The following is a 15832-nucleotide window of genomic DNA, read 5'->3' as shown; positions in this document are numbered from 1 at the left end:
TGGGCACTGGCTGGTCAAGAACGGGGCAAAATTAGGGCATTGTTTCCACGATCGATAGCAATCCTATGAATTAACTACTGATTACGGGCCAGCTTAGGCGGAATTCTCGAAATCAAATGTGGCGGTGAGAAGGAATCATTAACCAATTCGCCTGTCCGACCTTGTGCAAAATGGCGCAATTCAAACTTCGAATCGGTACCCAAACCGCGCAATATCGGACGCGCAAAGCGCTCCAACCAAATCCCTCAACTTGGGCGTGTATACATCTTGGTACGGTACTCGCTCAGATCGGTTCTCACGGGGCAAGTTTAGGCCAAATCCCAGATGGGCCTCCAATGGGGCCACATCCTCCGCAAAATGTTCCAAGCGGATATAAGCATCGCAACGCTCTTTCCCTTGCGCATCCGTCATATAGCTGGACGCCGGGCTGTTGCGCAGCGCGGTTTGCGTTGTCGGGTGCAATAAGAACCCTTCGAAATCGAGCGTTTTGGCAAGGGCGATGGCGGGATGATCAAACCCCTGCACTTGCAGCCAATGATAATAGCTGACCACCCGGTCCCAAGGATTGCGCACGAGCGTAAAAGTAAAAAGGCCTGACAGTGTATCCTCGGGAACCAACCCGTCGATATCGGCAAGCGTAGAATGCTTCCAAAGACGCCCCGCCGTCGCAGCCCCTTTTACGCGCCCGCGTCTTTTGAGCGCCTTGGGCGTGTCGCCCAGCATGATGTCATCCTTCATCGCCCGCGCTTCAAGCGCCAGTGCCATGGAGGTGCCACCAGTTTTGGGAATGTGGATAAAGACGTAACGCCGCCCAACAGACAAGATCATAGGCCCGCCCCCACATCAGCTGTAGTTGTGGCCCCTAAGGGCTCTGGCCCCTTGGATCGCAAGGCAATCACCGTTCCCGCCAAAGCAATCAGCCCCATCCCGAGATATGCCAACGGTTCAACAACCTCGCCCCACAACACCCATGCCCAGAAACTAGCGAAGATCAGCAAGGAATACTCAAACACCGCGACGTGGCTTGCATCGCCGACCAAGTAACCGCGAAATATAAGGCCAATGCCCAAAAGCGAGCCCACCGCTTGCACCGCGATCCAAAACAGCATCGCACCGTCCAGTGGCACCCAGCCGCGTAGTACAAAGCCGTCAAAGCCCTCAGGCCCGCCCACCGGCAACAGCAGCGTGCCGATTGCACCAAATACCGCCAGCATTCCAAAAAAACCTGCGGATAAGCTCAATGTGCTTTCGCCCTCGCACCACGCACGCGTGGCCACTGCACCAATGGCGTAAAACACAGCCGCGACTATCGGCAAGAACGCCACCGGATCAAGCGCCGATGGATCAGGGCGGATCACCAAAAGTGCACCTACAAAGCCAATGATCACAGCACCCCACCTGACGGGCCCGACTCGGCGCCCCTGAAACACCACTGAGATGATCAACACAAACAAAGGTGCCGTAAAAAGCCCCGCGACCACCACGCCGATCGGCAGCACAGACAAACACCCAAAGTAAATTAGCATCGCAGTGGCCGGAAAAAAGCTTCGTCCCAACACGGCCCAAACCCGCAACGGCCGCAGAACGCCAAAGCCCATAGCCGCAATCAGGCACAACAGCGCAACAGCCAGCACCCCGCGCAGCATATGGAACTGCCACAGCGATCCGCGCGCCGAGATATAGGGCACGAAGTTGTCCGTCAGCCCAAGCGTTGCCATACCTCCAACCACGCTTAGGGCTGCCAGCCCTGGCTTCACCGCGCTTGATGTCACTTATTGCTCACTTTCGTCATTTCTCCTCTTTCAGAGAACCGCTTGCAGCATAATACTCAACCCCTAAACTGTTTGGACACAAGGGGAGGCGACACATGGGCTGGATGCAGGACGAAACGGGGCTGGATAAATGCGACGCTAACTTTGTGGCCTTAACGCCGCTGTCGCATCTGACGCGTGCGGCGGATGTGTTCGCTGATCGGGTGGCCGTTATTTATGGTGAACACCGGATTACCTATGCGCAATATCACGCGCGTTGTAGCCAACTGGCCTCTGCGATGGCAGCGATGGGTGTGGCCCCCGGTGATGTTGTCGCCACGCTGATCCCAAATTTGCCTGCGCAGGCCGAAGCGCATTTTGGCGTGCCCGCTTGCGGTGGGGTGCTCAATACAATCAACACCAGGCTCGATATCGATACGGTCGCGTATATCTTTGAGCACGGCGCAGCAAAGGTCGTATTGGCAGATACTCAATTCGTTGAACTAGCCGAAGCCGCAAGTGCCCGGATGCAAGGCGTTCCGCCGCAGATCGTCGAAGTCCCCGATGCAAGCGCCGGTTATCCCGCCACAGGCCGTCACCCCACCTATGAGGACACACTCGCCAGCGGCGATCCCGCTCACACGTGGCATATGCCAAAGGACGAATGGGAAAGCCTCGCGCTAAACTATACTTCGGGCACCACTGGGCGGCCCAAGGGCGTGGTTTATCATCACCGCGGTGCGTATCTGATGACGATGGGAACGGTTGTCTCTTGGCGGATGGTCCTGCACCCAGTGTTTATGGCGATTGTGCCACTGTTTCACTGTAACGGCTGGAACCACACATGGATGATGCCAATGATCGGCGGCACGTTGGTTTGCTGTCGCGACATCACAGCGCCTGCAATTTACAACGCCATCGCAGACGAAGGTGTGACGCATTTTGGCGGCGCGCCCATTGTCTTGAACATGTTGGTTAACGCGCCCGAAACAGAGCGGCGCGCTTTTGATCATACTGTCGAAGTTTTCACCGCGGGCGCGCCACCTGCCCCCGCCACCCTCACCAAGATCGAGGCGCTTGGGTTTAATGTGACCCAAGTTTACGGTCTGACTGAAACCTACGGCCACGTGACCGAATGCATTTGGCGCGCTGAGGACTGGGACGGGCTCGACACCGCCGCAAAGGCCGCGATCAAGGCACGCCAAGGGGTGGCTTTTCCGATGATGGAACACATCACCGTCATGGACGAAGAGATGACCCAAGTACCGCGCAACGCAACCAAACAGGGCGAAATCATGATGCGCGGTAACTCGGTGATGAAGGGATATTACAAGAACCCTACCGCCACCCAAGAAGCGTTCGCGGGTGGCTATTTCCACTCAGGGGACCTCGCGGTGCAGCATCCAGACGGCTATATCCAAATCGCGGATCGCGCCAAAGACATCATCATTTCTGGCGGCGAAAACATCTCTTCCGTGGAAGTCGAAGGGGTGTTGATGGGTCATCCGGACGTGAACCTTGCCGCTGTGGTCGCCAAACCAGATGACAAATGGGGAGAAGTGCCTTGCGCCTTTGTCGAGCTAAAACCCGGTACGGATGTAGATGAGGCAACCCTGATCGCTTTTGCCCGCGAAACGCTGGCCGGCTTCAAAGCCCCAAAAACAGTCGTATTTCAAGAATTGCCAAAAACGTCGACCGGCAAGATCCAAAAATTCGAATTGCGCAAACTGGCGGCAACCCTCTGAAGGTGGCTCAATCTGCGCGCAGCAGTTTTTCGTAGCGCCAGACATTGATCACCAAAGGGCCATCAGATGTTTCGACTTCATACGGCAGCGTCGCGGCCCGGTGCCACCCGCACGCTTCATAAAACCCCGCCGCTTGAGTATTGCCAACGCTGCAGGCCAGCCACTTGTGCCCTGCCCCCAGCGCGCTTTCGGCAGCCATCAACAGCGGGCGGGCCTTCCCGCGGCCCTGAAACGCTCTTGCGAGATAGAACTGATAAATCTCATCGCCGTCCAACATGAAAAACCCCGCCACCTGACCATCCTCATGCGCAACGCGGGTTTGCCCCAAATGCGCGCGCACTCGGGGGTCAAATTCCGCCCGAACGCGGCGGGTAACCAACGCTTGCGGCACAACTTCCGCATGGGCCTGATGCCAACCGTCATGCCAAATTTCCACCAAGGCGGGAATGTCAGCCTCTGTTGCCAGCTCAAATTTCATTTCATCGCTTTCTTTATCATCTGTTCCGCTCAGCTCCCATTGCTCCATGACAATCAAGTGCTACAGTCTGGGCAAAACAAGAACGCAAACAATACGGCAGTGCAACCGACCTCATGACCGCCCTCACAAAATACGACCGGATCGAAGCGACCGGGCTGTGGCGCCCCGACGCCCAAGCCCAGCGCCGTGAGGTGATAGTCTCCATCGGGGACGCGACACTGATGATTTCAGACAGCAAAGATCAGGCGATCACCCATTGGTCGCTGGCGGCCGTTGCCCGGGTTAATCCGGACGAATACCCAGCGATTTTTCACCCCGACGGCGACACCTCGGAAACGCTAGAGCTGCCAGAGAACGAGACCGTTATGATCGCGGCCATCGAAAAGCTGCGCCGGGCGGTTAATCGTACGCGGCCCCGCCCCGGTCGCTTGCGGTTTCTGGGTGTAGGCTTGTCCATTGCAGCGGTACTGGCGTTGGGTGTGTTTTGGCTGCCCGGTGCGATGCAGGACAACACCCTGCGCGTTGTTCCACAGGTTAAACGCAAGAGTTTGGGCACAGCGCTTTTAGACCGGTTGCAGCGCGTATCCGGCCCAAGATGCTCTGACGCCGTTGGAAGTGCGGCGCTGACCCGGTTGGGCCTGCGGCTAGGGGTTTCCCGCTTGGCAGTTCTGCCCAACCTTACGCAACCTGCGCTACATTTGCCGGGTGGGCTGATTGTGATTAACCGGAGTGTTATAGAGGATTATGAAGAACCCGATGTTGCTGCGGGTTATATTCTGGCCGAGGTCAGCCGCCGAGCCACCCTTGATCCCCTGCGCCCACTTTTGTCGGTGGCCGGCCCATGGGAAAACTTTCGCCTGTTAACCACCGGCGATCTGGCCCCTGAAACACTGGATGCCTATGCAGAGCATTTGTTAAGCCATCCCGCCGCGCCGCCCAAAGATCAGCCATTGTTAGAATTGTTCGGCACTGCTCAGCTGCGCAGCACACCTTATGCTATGGCGCGCGACATTACCGGAGAAACCGTTCTTGAGCTGGTTGAAGGTGATCCGATGCAAGGCAAAAACACGGAGCCTCTTTTGACGGACGGGGATTGGCTTCGCCTGCAAAGCATCTGCGGTGGGTAACAAAAAAGGCCTGCTGGATGTTCTCCAACAGGCCTCGTTTTCACGATTTTAGCTGTCATCAGCGGCGTGCAAAAACTCCAGAAAATCCTGCGCCCTTAAGCTGCGATACCGCATGATCGACCGCCCCTTGCCCACCAAATGGACCGGCAATCACCAAGCGCGTCGTCTTACCATCGCGAGTATAGCGCCCGATCCGAACCGGAAGGCCTAGACGCTGCACCTTCTTAGCCTGCGCCTGTGCCGATGCGGCATCATCGAAACTGCCCACCTGAACAAAACCCTTACCGGCCGCTTCAGCCTTTGGCGTAGCACGGCGTTGCGTTGTTGATGTGGTTTGCTTCGGCGCAGATCGACTGGAATAAACCGGCTGCACAGTACTTGGCTTGCGCACCAACCGTTTGGCGGTCGTGCCGTTGCGCTGCACTATTGTTACTTCACCAAGCTCTTGCTGCTGTGTTTGGTAGTTGGTGTAGGGATAGACAAGGGGTTCTTTGGCGGTCACGTCCTGGCCACCGGTTTGATTGATCAAGCGGCGCGGTACGGTTGATGTCCAAATCAGCTGCATCGCACGATGCCCGGCCAATGTTTGCTCAGCCCGGCGAGGGTTCAGACGGCCATCATCCCAAACGCTGCGGTATCCCTTTGGCACGGTCACGTTGGTCGTATTCACCCGCGAAACTGCAACGTGACGCGGCACAATCCGCGTGTTTGAATTGACGGTAATAGGTGTGTTTTCTGTCACGACCTTGGCGCTCTTCACCTGTGGTGGCGGCGGCACTGTTCCAATCCGCGCACCTATGATCGAAGCTGATTGTGGGCCGCAACGCACCGGGTTTCTCTCGGTACTAACAGTATAGCGCTGGCTTATCGCAGACCCGCCCGGACAAACCACGGATCCGGTGTCAACGGTAGCATTGGTTGTAACGGGCGCTTGCGAAACGGCAACTGGAGCTTTTGCGACGGTTTTGGGGGTTTGGCGTACAACTTGCGGGGCCGGCTTGGGCTGAGGTCTAACGGTGGCTGTCGCGACAGCAGGCGTGTTTGTAATCTGCTGAGCATCGGCCGGGACCGGCCGGGGCACAGTTTCCACCGTGCCTGCATATGTCGGCTTGAAGCCACAAACGCCTGTGCGGTTCCGCGTTACCCGTGGGATCCAGCTGACGGTGCCATCAATGCCTGCACGGATGAAAACACAGCCCCTGCTGTCAACATACTGATTGCCTTTGAAGGACGCGGGCGGGAACTCCGCAGGCTGATCGCCAGGCCGCACATCTTGAGCGTTTAGCGCCAGCGCGCCAACGGACCCCCAAATAATGCCAATTGCGATAAGTCTAGTAAGTTTCATAACATTCCCCGCAGAATATGGGGTACGATGCCCCAAGCTCACGCTCCTTGTAAAGCGATCCGCGCGACAATTGGGTTAATTTGGGACCGTTATTTCGTTCCAAACATCCGATCACCCGCATCCCCAAGGCCTGGGACGATGTAGCCCAGCTCATTGAGCTGCTTATCCACAGCCGCCGTGACAATCGGCACATCAGGATGCGCCTCTTTCATACGCGCGATTCCTTCGGGGGCAGCCAGCAGGCAAAGAAACCGAATGTTCGTGGCCCCTGCCCCTTTGAGCAAATCGATCGCCGCGACCGACGAATTGCCCGTTGCCAGCATTGGATCGACCGCAATGACCAACCGGTCTTCAAGCGCTTCGGGAACCTTAAAATAATATTGCACAGGTTTGAGCGTCGCTTCATCCCGGTAAAGCCCAACAAAACCAACGCGGGCAGAGGGGATCAATTCCAGCACGCCATCCAGCAACCCGTTTCCGGCCCGCAAAATCGAGATCAACGCCAGCTTTTTACCATCCAGCGTGGGTGCATCCATCATCTCCATTGGCGTCTCAATCTGCTTTGTCGTCATTGGCAAGCCGCGCGTGACCTCATAGGCCAAGAGCTGGCTGATCTCGCGCAAAAGCTGCCGAAACACAGCCGTGGGGGTATTGCGGTCGCGCATAATGGTCAGCTTGTGCTGCACCAAAGGGTGATCCACTACCGTCAAATGATTATCCGACATTGCTCATCTCCTCAATCAATCTTGCTCAAGAGCTACAGGGCAGCCTGTGTTGGAACCATCCCAAGGATCACTTCCTTGGAACCAGAATTCCGCTTAACTACCCGCTATCATTGCGGCACCGAAATGCCCAGATGCTGTGCCACCAACGCGGCTACGTCCGCAAACATCATCGCTCCCAAAGGCTCAGTTCCTGCCCCTGCAACCAAAACTGGTGCCCGTTCGCGGGTATGATCGGTTCCAATCCAGGTGGGATCGTTGCCATGATCCGCCGTCAGCACCAGCATGTCATCAGGGCGCAATTCGGCAAGTACAGAACCGATCTGCGCATCGAACCACTCAAGGGCGATTGCGTAGCCTGATACATCCCGACGATGGCCATATAGGCTGTCAAATTCCACGAAATTGGCAAAGCAAAACGCCCCCTCAGGAGCCTCGCGAACCAGGTCTCGCAAATGATCCATCAGCTGCGCATCCGTTCCTTTTCGAACGTCGTCAAAGCCCTGCATCGAGAAGATATCGCCAATCTTGCCAACAGCATAAGTTGCATGGCCCGCGTCTTGCGCCCAGTTACTCAGCACCGGCTTGGGAGGCATAATCGCATAGTCACGCCGATGCGGTGTTCGCTTAAAGCCGCTCTCAGCGTCACCCACAAAAGGCCGCGCGATGACCCGGCCCACTTTCATTGAATGCAACGTCGGAGCCAACGCCTCACACATCGCCAAAAGCCGCTCCAACCCAAAGCTCTCTTCGTGGGCGGCAATCTGGAAGACACTGTCAGCCGAGGTATAACAGATCGGCCAGCCACTGCGCATATGCTCGGCCCCCAGCTTTTCGATGATGGCGGTGCCGGGCGCATGGCAATTGCCCAAAATGCCGTCAGTTCCCGCAGCGGCCGCAGCCTCTGCGATCAATGCAGGCGGAAAAGATGCGTCTTTGTCGGTAAAGAAATGCCAAGCCCAAGGAACAGGCAATCCGGCAAGTTCCCAGTGACCAGATGGCGTGTCTTTGCCCAACGACACCTCTGTGGCGTGGCCCCAACGCCCGGTGGTTTCAACATGAAGGTTGGGCACGGACATTCCGCTCGCGGCTTTCAACGCAGGGCCCAATCCTAGAGCTGCCAGATTAGGCACCTGCAACAGCCCAGAGCGTCCGTCTTCGGCCTGCCCTGCGGCACAGGCCAACGCGATGTGGCCCAACGTATTTGCCCCCGTATCGGGCACCTCACCGTTAAAAAAATCATGCGCATCTGGCGCACCGCCAATGCCTACGGAATCCATCACGACCAAAAATGCACGTGCCATTACCCTACCCTCTCAATCACCAGCGGTGCAGTCTTGCGTGCATCGCCTACCGTAAATGCCGCGCGCACATCTTTTACCGCGCGGTCCGCGTCGCCCGGTCGCGCGGCATGAATAACAGCAAGTGTTTGCCCTTTGGCCACAGGCGCACCTAACCGTAGCACCTCCGACAGACCAACAGCGGGATCGACCACATCGCTTTCCACCACGCGTCCACCGCCCAGATTGACAACCGCGAATCCCAATGCTTCGCCGTCGATGGCCTGCACGTGCCCCGAAATGTGTGAAGTCACTGCGCGGATCACCGTCGCCTCAGGCAAAAAGCGCCGCCAATTCTCAACAAACTGCACCGGGCCACCCATTGCAGCGATCATGCGGCCAAATCGTTCCGCGGCACCACCATTGCGGATCGCATCCAAAATCGCGGCTTCGCCTGCATCCACATCTGCAGCCAGCCCCGCTTGGGCCAGCAAACCACCGCCCAGCGCCGCACTTAGTTGACTGATGGGGCTGCTGGCATCGCCGTTAAGCGCGTGCATGACTTCGGCAATTTCCAACGCATTGCCCAAGCTCGGCACCAACGGCTGGTTCATATCGCTGATCAACGCGGTCGTAGGGCATCCCGCCTGATTGGCCGTTTGCGTCAAAGCCTGTGCCAACGCGCGCGCGGCATCTAGGTCCTTCATAAAAGCACCAGACCCAACTTTGACGTCCAGCACCAATCCATCTAATCCTGCCGCCAGCTTTTTCGACAAGATTGAGGCCGTGATTAGATCAAGGCTGTCCACCGTGGAGGTCACATCACGCACCGCATAAAGCCGCTTGTCCGCTGGCGCGATATCCGCCGTGGCACCAACAATGGCACAGCCCGCTTGCGCGACCACATCCCGCATTCTTGGCTCATCGAGCATTGTCGCGACGCCCGGGATCGCCTCAAGCTTGTCGAGCGTGCCGCCCGTGTGGCCCAGCCCCCGGCCTGAAATCATCGGCACATAGGCACCACAAGCCGCAAGCGCCGGGGCCAAAACCAAACTCACGCAGTCGCCCACGCCACCCGTGGAATGCTTGTCCAGCACCGGCCCGTCTAAGTCCCAACTCAGCACGCGCCCTGAATCCCGCATGGCTTGAGTCAGCGCCACACGGCCCGGTTCATCCAACCCGTTGCGGCAGACGCCCATGGCAAAAGCACCGGCTTGCGCATCGCTCACGGATCCGTCGGCCAATCCCTGGGCCATCCACGCCAACTCGCTCACGTTAGGGGCTGTTCCGTGGCGCAGCTTGGCCAGAATTGTGCGTGCGCTCATACCCTTAGCCCGCAATATGCGCGGCACCAAAGGCGCCAGGCAACAACTCAGCCAAGGTCATCTGTTGCTCAGCGCCGCCAGTGGTGGCCATGGTCACAACAACCTCGCCTGCGCCAAATTCCGCGAGTTTTTGGCGGCACCCACCGCAAGGCGTCACGGGCATAGGGCTACCGGCAATCACATAGGCCTCAGTCAATTTTGTCTCACCTGCAGCAACCATCGCAGCAATCGCACCTGCTTCGGCACAGGTGCCTTCTGGATAGGCGACATTTTCGACGTTGCATCCCAAATAGAGCGCACCGGACGCGCCTCGGATCGCAGCCCCCACCTTAAAGTTGGAATAGGGCGTGTGCGCGTTTTTGCGCACTGCTGTTGCCGCATCCCGCAAATCCTGTGTCATCCATGCCTCCCATTTGCTGCTTTGAGGAAAACCATAAAAGCGACGCCCTCAAGATGCGAGAGGTGATTTCAATTCTTCCAATACCGCCCCTCAGCAAATGCCGTGTTGGCGGGGCCACAAAACTAGTTTAACACTAAACCATCTTCTGAAGGGGAGCGACCGCACCATGAATGACACCAACAAAGCACGTCAGGCTGCGCTCGATTACCATGAGTTTCCCAAACCCGGAAAACTGGAAATCCGAGCCACAAAACCACTGGCTAACGGTCGCGATCTGGCCCGCGCTTACTCGCCCGGCGTCGCCGAGGCCTGCCTTGAAATAAAGGCCGATCCAACCACCGCAGCCCGCTACACATCGCGCGGCAATCTGGTCGCAGTTGTCACCAACGGCACGGCGGTGCTGGGGTTGGGCAACATTGGCGCACTGGCCTCAAAACCCGTAATGGAGGGCAAGGCTGTCCTGTTCAAAAAGTTTGCCAACATTGACTGTTTTGATATCGAAGTAGACCAGGCTGACCCCGAAAAACTCGCCGATATCGTCTGTGCGCTGGAACCATCGTTTGGGGCGATCAACCTCGAAGACATCAAAGCACCCGATTGCTTTACCGTTGAGCGGATTTGCCGCGAACGCATGAACATCCCTGTTTTCCATGACGATCAACACGGCACCGCCATCGTCGTGGGGGCCGCAGCCACCAACGCGTTGTTTGTGGTGGGCAAGAAATTTGAAGACATCAAAATCGTCTCAACTGGTGGCGGTGCCGCCGGCATTGCGTGCCTGAACATGCTGCTCAAGCTGGGTGTTAAGCGTGAGAATGTGTGGCTGTGTGACGTACACGGATTGGTTTACGAAGGCCGAACCGAGGACATGAATCCGATCAAATCTGAATATGCGCAAAAGTCGGATTTTCGGACATTGGCTGATGTAATCCCAGACGCCGATCTATTCCTAGGCTTATCAGGACCAAACGTGCTGACGCCTGAAATGGTCGAAAAGATGGTTGAGCGCCCGATCATCTTTGCCCTCGCCAATCCAAACCCTGAGATCATGCCAGATCTGGCGCGCGCGGTTGCACCCGGTGCGATCATCGCGACCGGACGGTCGGATTTCCCCAATCAAGTCAACAACGTGCTGTGTTTTCCGTTCATCTTTCGCGGCGCGCTGGATGTTGGTGCGACGACGATAAATGACGAGATGAAAATTGCCTGTATCCAAGGTATTGCCGCCCTCGCCCGCGCGACAACCTCGGCTGAGGCCGCTGCCGCCTATCAAGGCGAACAACTAACCTTTGGTGCGGATTATCTGATCCCGAAACCTTTTGATCCACGCCTTGTCGGCATTGTGTCCTCTGCTGTGGCAAAGGCCGCGATGGAAACCGGTGTGGCCACGCGGCCAATCGAAGATATGGATGCGTATAAGGTCAAACTGGACGGATCTGTTTTCAAATCCGCAATGCTCATGCGTCCGGTGTTTCAGGCTGCCCGCTCGGCCCCTCGCCGCATTGTGTTTGCCGAAGGCGAAGACGAACGCGTGCTGCGTGCGGCGCAAGCCATGCTGGAAGAAACCACCGAACGTCCAATCTTGATCGGCCGCCCAGAAGTAATTGAGCGCCGGTTGGAAAAGACCGGTGTGAACATCCGCCTGGGCCAAGACGTTGACCTCGTGAACCCCGAAAACGATCCGCGCTACCGGGATTACTGGGAAACCTATCACGCCTTGATGGCGCGACAGGGTGTGTCGCCAGATATCGCGCGCGCCGTGATGCGGACCAATACGACCGCAATTGGAGCGGTCATGGTGCACCGAGGCGAGGCCGACAGCATAATTTGCGGCACTTTCGGCGAAACCCGCTGGCACCTGAATTACATCCAGCAAGTGCTGGGACGTGACGGTCTGCGCCCGCATGGTGCGCTTTCGATGATGATCCTAGAGGATGGCCCGCTGTTCATTGCAGACACCCAAGTTCATCTGCATCCAAACCCACAGCAGATTGCCGAAATCGCGATAGGTGCTGCGCGGCATGTGCGGCGATTTGGGATTGAGCCAAAAGTGGCGCTGTGCTCACAAAGCCAGTTCGGCAATCAGGGCGAAGGCACTGGTGGACGCTTACGCGCCGCGATTGAGCTGTTGGACGCCGGCAATAACGACTTTTCTTATGAAGGCGAGATGAACATCGATACTGCGCTGGACCCGGAACTGCGCAAGCGTCTGTTTCCCCAAAACCGCATGGAAGGCGCCGCGAACGTATTGGTCTTTGCACATGCAGATGCAGCGTCTGGCGTGCGTAACATCTTGAAAATGAAGGGGGGCGGACTGGAAGTTGGTCCGATCCTGATGGGTATGGGCAACCGCGCCCATATCGTCAGCCCTTCGATCACGGCGCGCGGCCTGTTGAACATGGGGGCTATCGCCGGCACCCCGGTCGCGCAATACGGCTAACGCCAAACGCCGCCCCTGGTGGACCGAGGGGCGGCGCTTTTGTCAGGCTTTCGCCTATTTCTCTTCGGGCTGCGGTTGTCCTTCGTCCGATTTCAACACCAACTCCGGTGCCAGACCGGGGGTCCGCTTGATCGTTTTCTTTTTACTCACGGGCTCGGTGGCCATATTTATTGAACTTTTGTCAAAAGACGGGGCAGCGCCTGATGCGTAGCCCCTGTTATGGTCGCTTGTTTAGCGGACCGTTCATCTCGTGCCGCTATATCACAACGCGACTTAGAACTGCAGGTCGAAAGAACGGCTTAGCCCCAAGCGCAACGTCCACTGATCATTAGAGCCTAATTGTGTGATCGGGCTGTTACCTGCGTCGTTAAGCAGTCTTTCATAGCCGATTTGGCCTCCGACTGCCCAGCGTTGGTCAAGCTGATAGGCCGCAATAACGGAAAAACCTGCTCCCAGCACGCCGCCCTCAGCCTCATAGGCTCCGAACTGCGATGCTGCTGATTCCTCTTGGCTGATGCCAAAATAGGTCGAGGCGTATTCGGAGTTGCCAAAATTAATCCGTGGCCCTGCGCTGATGGTCCACTTGGAGCCTGGGCGAAAGATGACATCCGCGCCCAAGGTGCCAGTCACGCCTTCATGACCACCAAATCCTTGACGCACGCCGCCAAAGACTCGGACGTTGTCGCCGCGGTATACAGCCCCTAAACCCAGTTCGACCGCAGTATCGATGTCCTTGAGGCCTGCAAGCTCAGAGTTGTCACCTGAATCTCGCGATCCGACAATGCGAAAAGACCCACGCAACGCAAGACCATTGCTTGGAATGGACCCTATGCGGCTGCCTTGTTCAATAGGACCCCACTCCACCGCACCAAAGGTAAAAGCGAAATCAGGTCTCGTTCTATTGCTGTCAGCCCCCGGATAGGCCGGCTCATTGCTGACCCCTGCGCCCAAGGCAAAGTTGAACGACCGTTCTTGTGCAGCACCAGGTAAAGCGGCACCAAATGCGCACGCAACGCTCAGCGCGAGGGTCGTAGAAAATTTCGGGAAGGCTCGCATATTCTAATCACCTGAGAACACAACTGCACAACATACAGCAATCAAAGCCGATTATACGCCAAAACCTCTCGCTTTGTATACGCCTGATTTGCGAAAATTACTTAACGATCATGTATGGATAGTTGTAAATTCCTATCCACAATTATGCCCTTTAGCTGCATATCCCTTGCTCCGTGCCTCGCGCCTGATTAACACAATCATATGCGACTGCGAGGAGGGCACGTCATGGGATACCGCGAGACCTATAGCCGGTGGAAAGCCGATCCAGAGACCTATTGGCTAGATCAGGCGCAAGCGATCGACTGGATCACACCGCCCACGCAAGCGCTGTTTGAGCGCGGCAATGACCTTTATGAATGGTATGCCGATGCCGAAGTGAACGGGTGCTACAACGCCGTTGACCGTCATGTAGAACAGGGCCGTGGCGCGCAAATTGCGATCATCCACGACAGCCCCATCACCGGCACACAAGAAAAAATCTCCTTTGCCGATCTGCAAACCCGCGTCGCCTCCCTTGCAGGCGCGTTGGTGGCCCAAGGCGTTGGCCATGGCGACCGCGTCATCATTTATATGCCGATGGTTCCCCAAGCGATCGAAGCAATGCTGGCCTGCGCGCGCATCGGTGCAGTGCATTCCGTCGTCTTTGGTGGGTTTGCTGCAAACGAGTTGGCCGTGCGCATTGACGATTGCACGCCTAAAGCAATTATCGCGGCCTCCTGCGGCGTGGAGCCGGGGCGCATTGTTGCCTACAAACCTTTGTTGAACGGTGCCATTGAATTGGCCACCCACAAGCCTGACTTCTGCCTGATCCTTCAACGTGACCAAGCCCCCTGCGATCTGATCGAGGGCCGCGATCTTGATTGGTACGCCGCGCAAGAAGGCGTAGATCCGGCACCTTGCGTTCCGGTCAAAGGCAATCACCCTGCCTATATCCTCTACACCTCTGGGACCACGGGAGCGCCCAAAGGCGTTGTGCGCGCAACAGCAGGCCATCTGGTCGCACTCAATTGGACGATGAAGAACATCTACAACGTGGACCCCGGCGATGTGTTTTGGGCAGCCTCAGACGTGGGTTGGGTCGTGGGACATAGCTACATCACCTATGCGCCGCTGATTCACGGCAACACCACCGTGGTGTTCGAAGGCAAGCCGGTTGGTACGCCAGACTCGGGCACATTCTGGCGGGTGATTTCAGAACATAACGTGCGCAGCTTTTTCACCGCACCCACTGCAATCCGCGCCGTTAAACGCGAGGACCCCAAAGGGCTTGAGCTGGCGAAATATGACATCTCTTGCCTGCGCGCGCTCTACCTCGCGGGCGAACGCGCCGATCCGGATACGATCATCTGGGCGCAGGATGTGTTGGGCAAACCAGTCTATGATCACTGGTGGCAAACCGAAACCGGCTTCACCATCGCGGGCAATCCCGCTGGACTGGAGGCGCTTCCCGTTAAGATCGGATCGCCCACCGTCCCAATGCCAGGCTACGAAGTTCATATCCTCGACGAAGCAGGCCATGCGCAAAAACCGGGCACGTTGGGCGCCATTGCGATCAAGTTGCCCCTGCCTCCAGGGACTTTACCAACGCTTTGGAATGCCGAAGACCGGTTTCGCAAATCCTACCTGACCACCTTTCCCGGTTTTTATGAAACCGGCGATGCAGGCATGATCGATGAAGACGGATATCTTTATATCATGGCGCGCACCGATGACGTGATTAACGTTGCGGGGCACCGTCTAAGTACCGGCGCGATGGAAGAAGTTCTTGCCGGTCACCCGGACGTTGCGGAATGTGCTGTGGTTGGTGTGTCAGATGCGCTCAAGGGTCAGGCCCCTGTTGGATTTGTCTGCTTAACCAATGGCGTTAACCGCCCTCACGGCGAGATTACCGCCGAATGTGTTGCCCGCATCCGCGATCAAATCGGCCCTGTGGCGGCCTTCAAATTAGCGCTGGTGGTGGACCGCCTGCCCAAGACACGGTCCGGAAAAATCCTGCGTGCCACGATGGTTAAGATCGCTGATAGCCAAGAATTCAAGCTCCCCGCCACTATCGATGATCCGGCCATTCTGGATGAGATCAAGGTGGCCTTGCAGACCATTGGGTTGGCCAAAGACTAAGGCCGAGAGGCCGAAACACCCTGCGCCATAAGGTCAGCAGGGTGT

At 57.1% G+C, this 15832-nt stretch carries 13 protein-coding genes; 4 read left to right on the top strand and 9 right to left on the bottom strand.

The window, feature by feature from the left end; translation table 11 throughout:
• Positions 1 to 180 precede the first annotated feature (180 nt).
• On the bottom strand, positions 181 to 828 hold the full coding sequence (locus C1J03_RS04780) for a sulfotransferase family 2 domain-containing protein (protein ID WP_114884240.1): 648 nt from the start codon (positions 826 to 828) through the stop codon (positions 181 to 183).
• On the bottom strand, positions 825 to 1772 hold the full coding sequence (locus C1J03_RS04775) for a DMT family transporter (RefSeq protein ID WP_254694176.1): 948 nt from the start codon (positions 1770 to 1772) through the stop codon (positions 825 to 827). The genes C1J03_RS04780 and C1J03_RS04775 overlap by 4 nt, the downstream gene beginning before the upstream one ends.
• Positions 1773 to 1867: 95 nt before the next feature.
• Here C1J03_RS04775 and C1J03_RS04770 point away from each other — a divergent pair, with 95 nt between their 5' ends.
• A complete protein-coding gene (locus C1J03_RS04770; protein WP_114884236.1) occupies positions 1868 to 3496 on the top strand; it encodes an AMP-binding protein in 1629 nt (542 codons plus the stop codon).
• Between the two features lie 7 nt (positions 3497 to 3503).
• Here the strand turns inward: C1J03_RS04770 and C1J03_RS04765 are convergent, their stop codons facing one another.
• The gene (locus tag C1J03_RS04765; protein ID WP_114888844.1) at positions 3504 to 3974 is read right to left on the bottom strand and encodes a GNAT family N-acetyltransferase; all 471 of its coding nucleotides are present in this window, start codon (positions 3972 to 3974) and stop codon (positions 3504 to 3506) included.
• Between the two features lie 113 nt (positions 3975 to 4087).
• On the opposite strand from C1J03_RS04765, the gene C1J03_RS04760 reads away from it, so the two are divergent.
• Complete coding sequence (locus C1J03_RS04760) at positions 4088 to 5101, top strand: hypothetical protein (protein WP_114884234.1); 1014 nt, start codon at positions 4088 to 4090, stop codon at positions 5099 to 5101.
• Positions 5102 to 5159: 58 nt separating this feature from the next.
• On the opposite strand, the gene C1J03_RS04755 is transcribed toward C1J03_RS04760, so the two are convergent.
• The 5 genes from C1J03_RS04755 to C1J03_RS04735 all read right to left on the bottom strand — a co-directional run bounded on the left by C1J03_RS04755 (position 5160) and on the right by C1J03_RS04735 (position 10173).
• Positions 5160 to 6446 (bottom strand): SPOR domain-containing protein, encoded by a 1287-nt coding sequence (locus tag C1J03_RS04755; protein WP_114884232.1) that lies wholly within the window; start codon positions 6444 to 6446, stop codon positions 5160 to 5162.
• An 89-nt stretch (positions 6447 to 6535) separates the two neighbouring features.
• On the bottom strand, positions 6536 to 7171 hold the full coding sequence (gene upp, locus C1J03_RS04750; protein ID WP_114884230.1) for a uracil phosphoribosyltransferase: 636 nt from the start codon (positions 7169 to 7171) through the stop codon (positions 6536 to 6538).
• Positions 7172 to 7278: 107 nt separating this feature from the next.
• Positions 7279 to 8472, bottom strand: coding sequence for a phosphopentomutase (locus tag C1J03_RS04745; RefSeq protein WP_114884228.1), 1194 nt, complete (start codon positions 8470 to 8472; stop codon positions 7279 to 7281).
• Positions 8472 to 9773: a thymidine phosphorylase gene (locus tag C1J03_RS04740; protein ID WP_114884226.1), complete on the bottom strand. Its 1302-nt coding sequence runs from the start codon at positions 9771 to 9773 to the stop codon at positions 8472 to 8474. Before C1J03_RS04740 ends, C1J03_RS04745 begins: the two co-directional genes overlap by 1 nt.
• A 4-nt stretch (positions 9774 to 9777) precedes the next feature.
• Positions 9778 to 10173 (bottom strand): cytidine deaminase, encoded by a 396-nt coding sequence (locus C1J03_RS04735; RefSeq protein ID WP_114884225.1) that lies wholly within the window; start codon positions 10171 to 10173, stop codon positions 9778 to 9780.
• 166 nt (positions 10174 to 10339) lie between these two features.
• Between C1J03_RS04735 and C1J03_RS04730 the strand changes: the two genes are divergently transcribed.
• Complete coding sequence (locus C1J03_RS04730) at positions 10340 to 12613, top strand: NADP-dependent malic enzyme (protein ID WP_114884222.1); 2274 nt, start codon at positions 10340 to 10342, stop codon at positions 12611 to 12613.
• Positions 12614 to 12886: 273 nt separating this feature from the next.
• Here C1J03_RS04730 and C1J03_RS04725 read toward each other — a convergent pair whose 3' ends face one another.
• Complete coding sequence (locus tag C1J03_RS04725; RefSeq protein WP_114884220.1) at positions 12887 to 13669, bottom strand: MipA/OmpV family protein; 783 nt, start codon at positions 13667 to 13669, stop codon at positions 12887 to 12889.
• 225 nt (positions 13670 to 13894) lie between these two features.
• On the opposite strand from C1J03_RS04725, the gene C1J03_RS04720 reads away from it, so the two are divergent.
• Positions 13895 to 15787: an AMP-binding protein gene (locus C1J03_RS04720; protein ID WP_114884217.1), complete on the top strand. Its 1893-nt coding sequence runs from the start codon at positions 13895 to 13897 to the stop codon at positions 15785 to 15787.
• Positions 15788 to 15832: the final 45 nt, after the last annotated feature.

The organism is Sulfitobacter sp. SK012 (assembly GCF_003352085.1).
GTDB lineage: Bacteria > Pseudomonadota > Alphaproteobacteria > Rhodobacterales > Rhodobacteraceae > Sulfitobacter.
Note: the sequence above shows the minus strand (reverse complement) of the source record. Positions and strands in the feature narration are given on the sequence as shown.

Bases quoted from the DNA above. Each gene is read 5' to 3' on its own strand.
- upp (WP_114884230.1), bottom strand. From the start codon at position 7,171: ATGTCGGATAATCATTTGACGGTAGTGGATCACCCTTTGGTGCAGCAC.
- C1J03_RS04765 (WP_114888844.1), bottom strand. From the start codon at position 3,974: ATGAAATTTGAGCTGGCAACAGAGGCTGACATTCCCGCCTTGGTGGAA.
- C1J03_RS04735 (WP_114884225.1), bottom strand. From the start codon at position 10,173: ATGACACAGGATTTGCGGGATGCGGCAACAGCAGTGCGCAAAAACGCG.
- C1J03_RS04745 (WP_114884228.1), bottom strand. From the start codon at position 8,472: ATGGCACGTGCATTTTTGGTCGTGATGGATTCCGTAGGCATTGGCGGT.
- C1J03_RS04780 (WP_114884240.1), bottom strand. From the start codon at position 828: ATGATCTTGTCTGTTGGGCGGCGTTACGTCTTTATCCACATTCCCAAA.
- C1J03_RS04755 (WP_114884232.1), bottom strand. From the start codon at position 6,446: ATGAAACTTACTAGACTTATCGCAATTGGCATTATTTGGGGGTCCGTT.
- C1J03_RS04740 (WP_114884226.1), bottom strand. From the start codon at position 9,773: ATGAGCGCACGCACAATTCTGGCCAAGCTGCGCCACGGAACAGCCCCT.
- C1J03_RS04730 (WP_114884222.1), top strand. From the start codon at position 10,340: ATGAATGACACCAACAAAGCACGTCAGGCTGCGCTCGATTACCATGAG.
- C1J03_RS04720 (WP_114884217.1), top strand. From the start codon at position 13,895: ATGGGATACCGCGAGACCTATAGCCGGTGGAAAGCCGATCCAGAGACC.
- C1J03_RS04770 (WP_114884236.1), top strand. From the start codon at position 1,868: ATGGGCTGGATGCAGGACGAAACGGGGCTGGATAAATGCGACGCTAAC.
- C1J03_RS04725 (WP_114884220.1), bottom strand. From the start codon at position 13,669: ATGCGAGCCTTCCCGAAATTTTCTACGACCCTCGCGCTGAGCGTTGCG.
- C1J03_RS04760 (WP_114884234.1), top strand. From the start codon at position 4,088: ATGACCGCCCTCACAAAATACGACCGGATCGAAGCGACCGGGCTGTGG.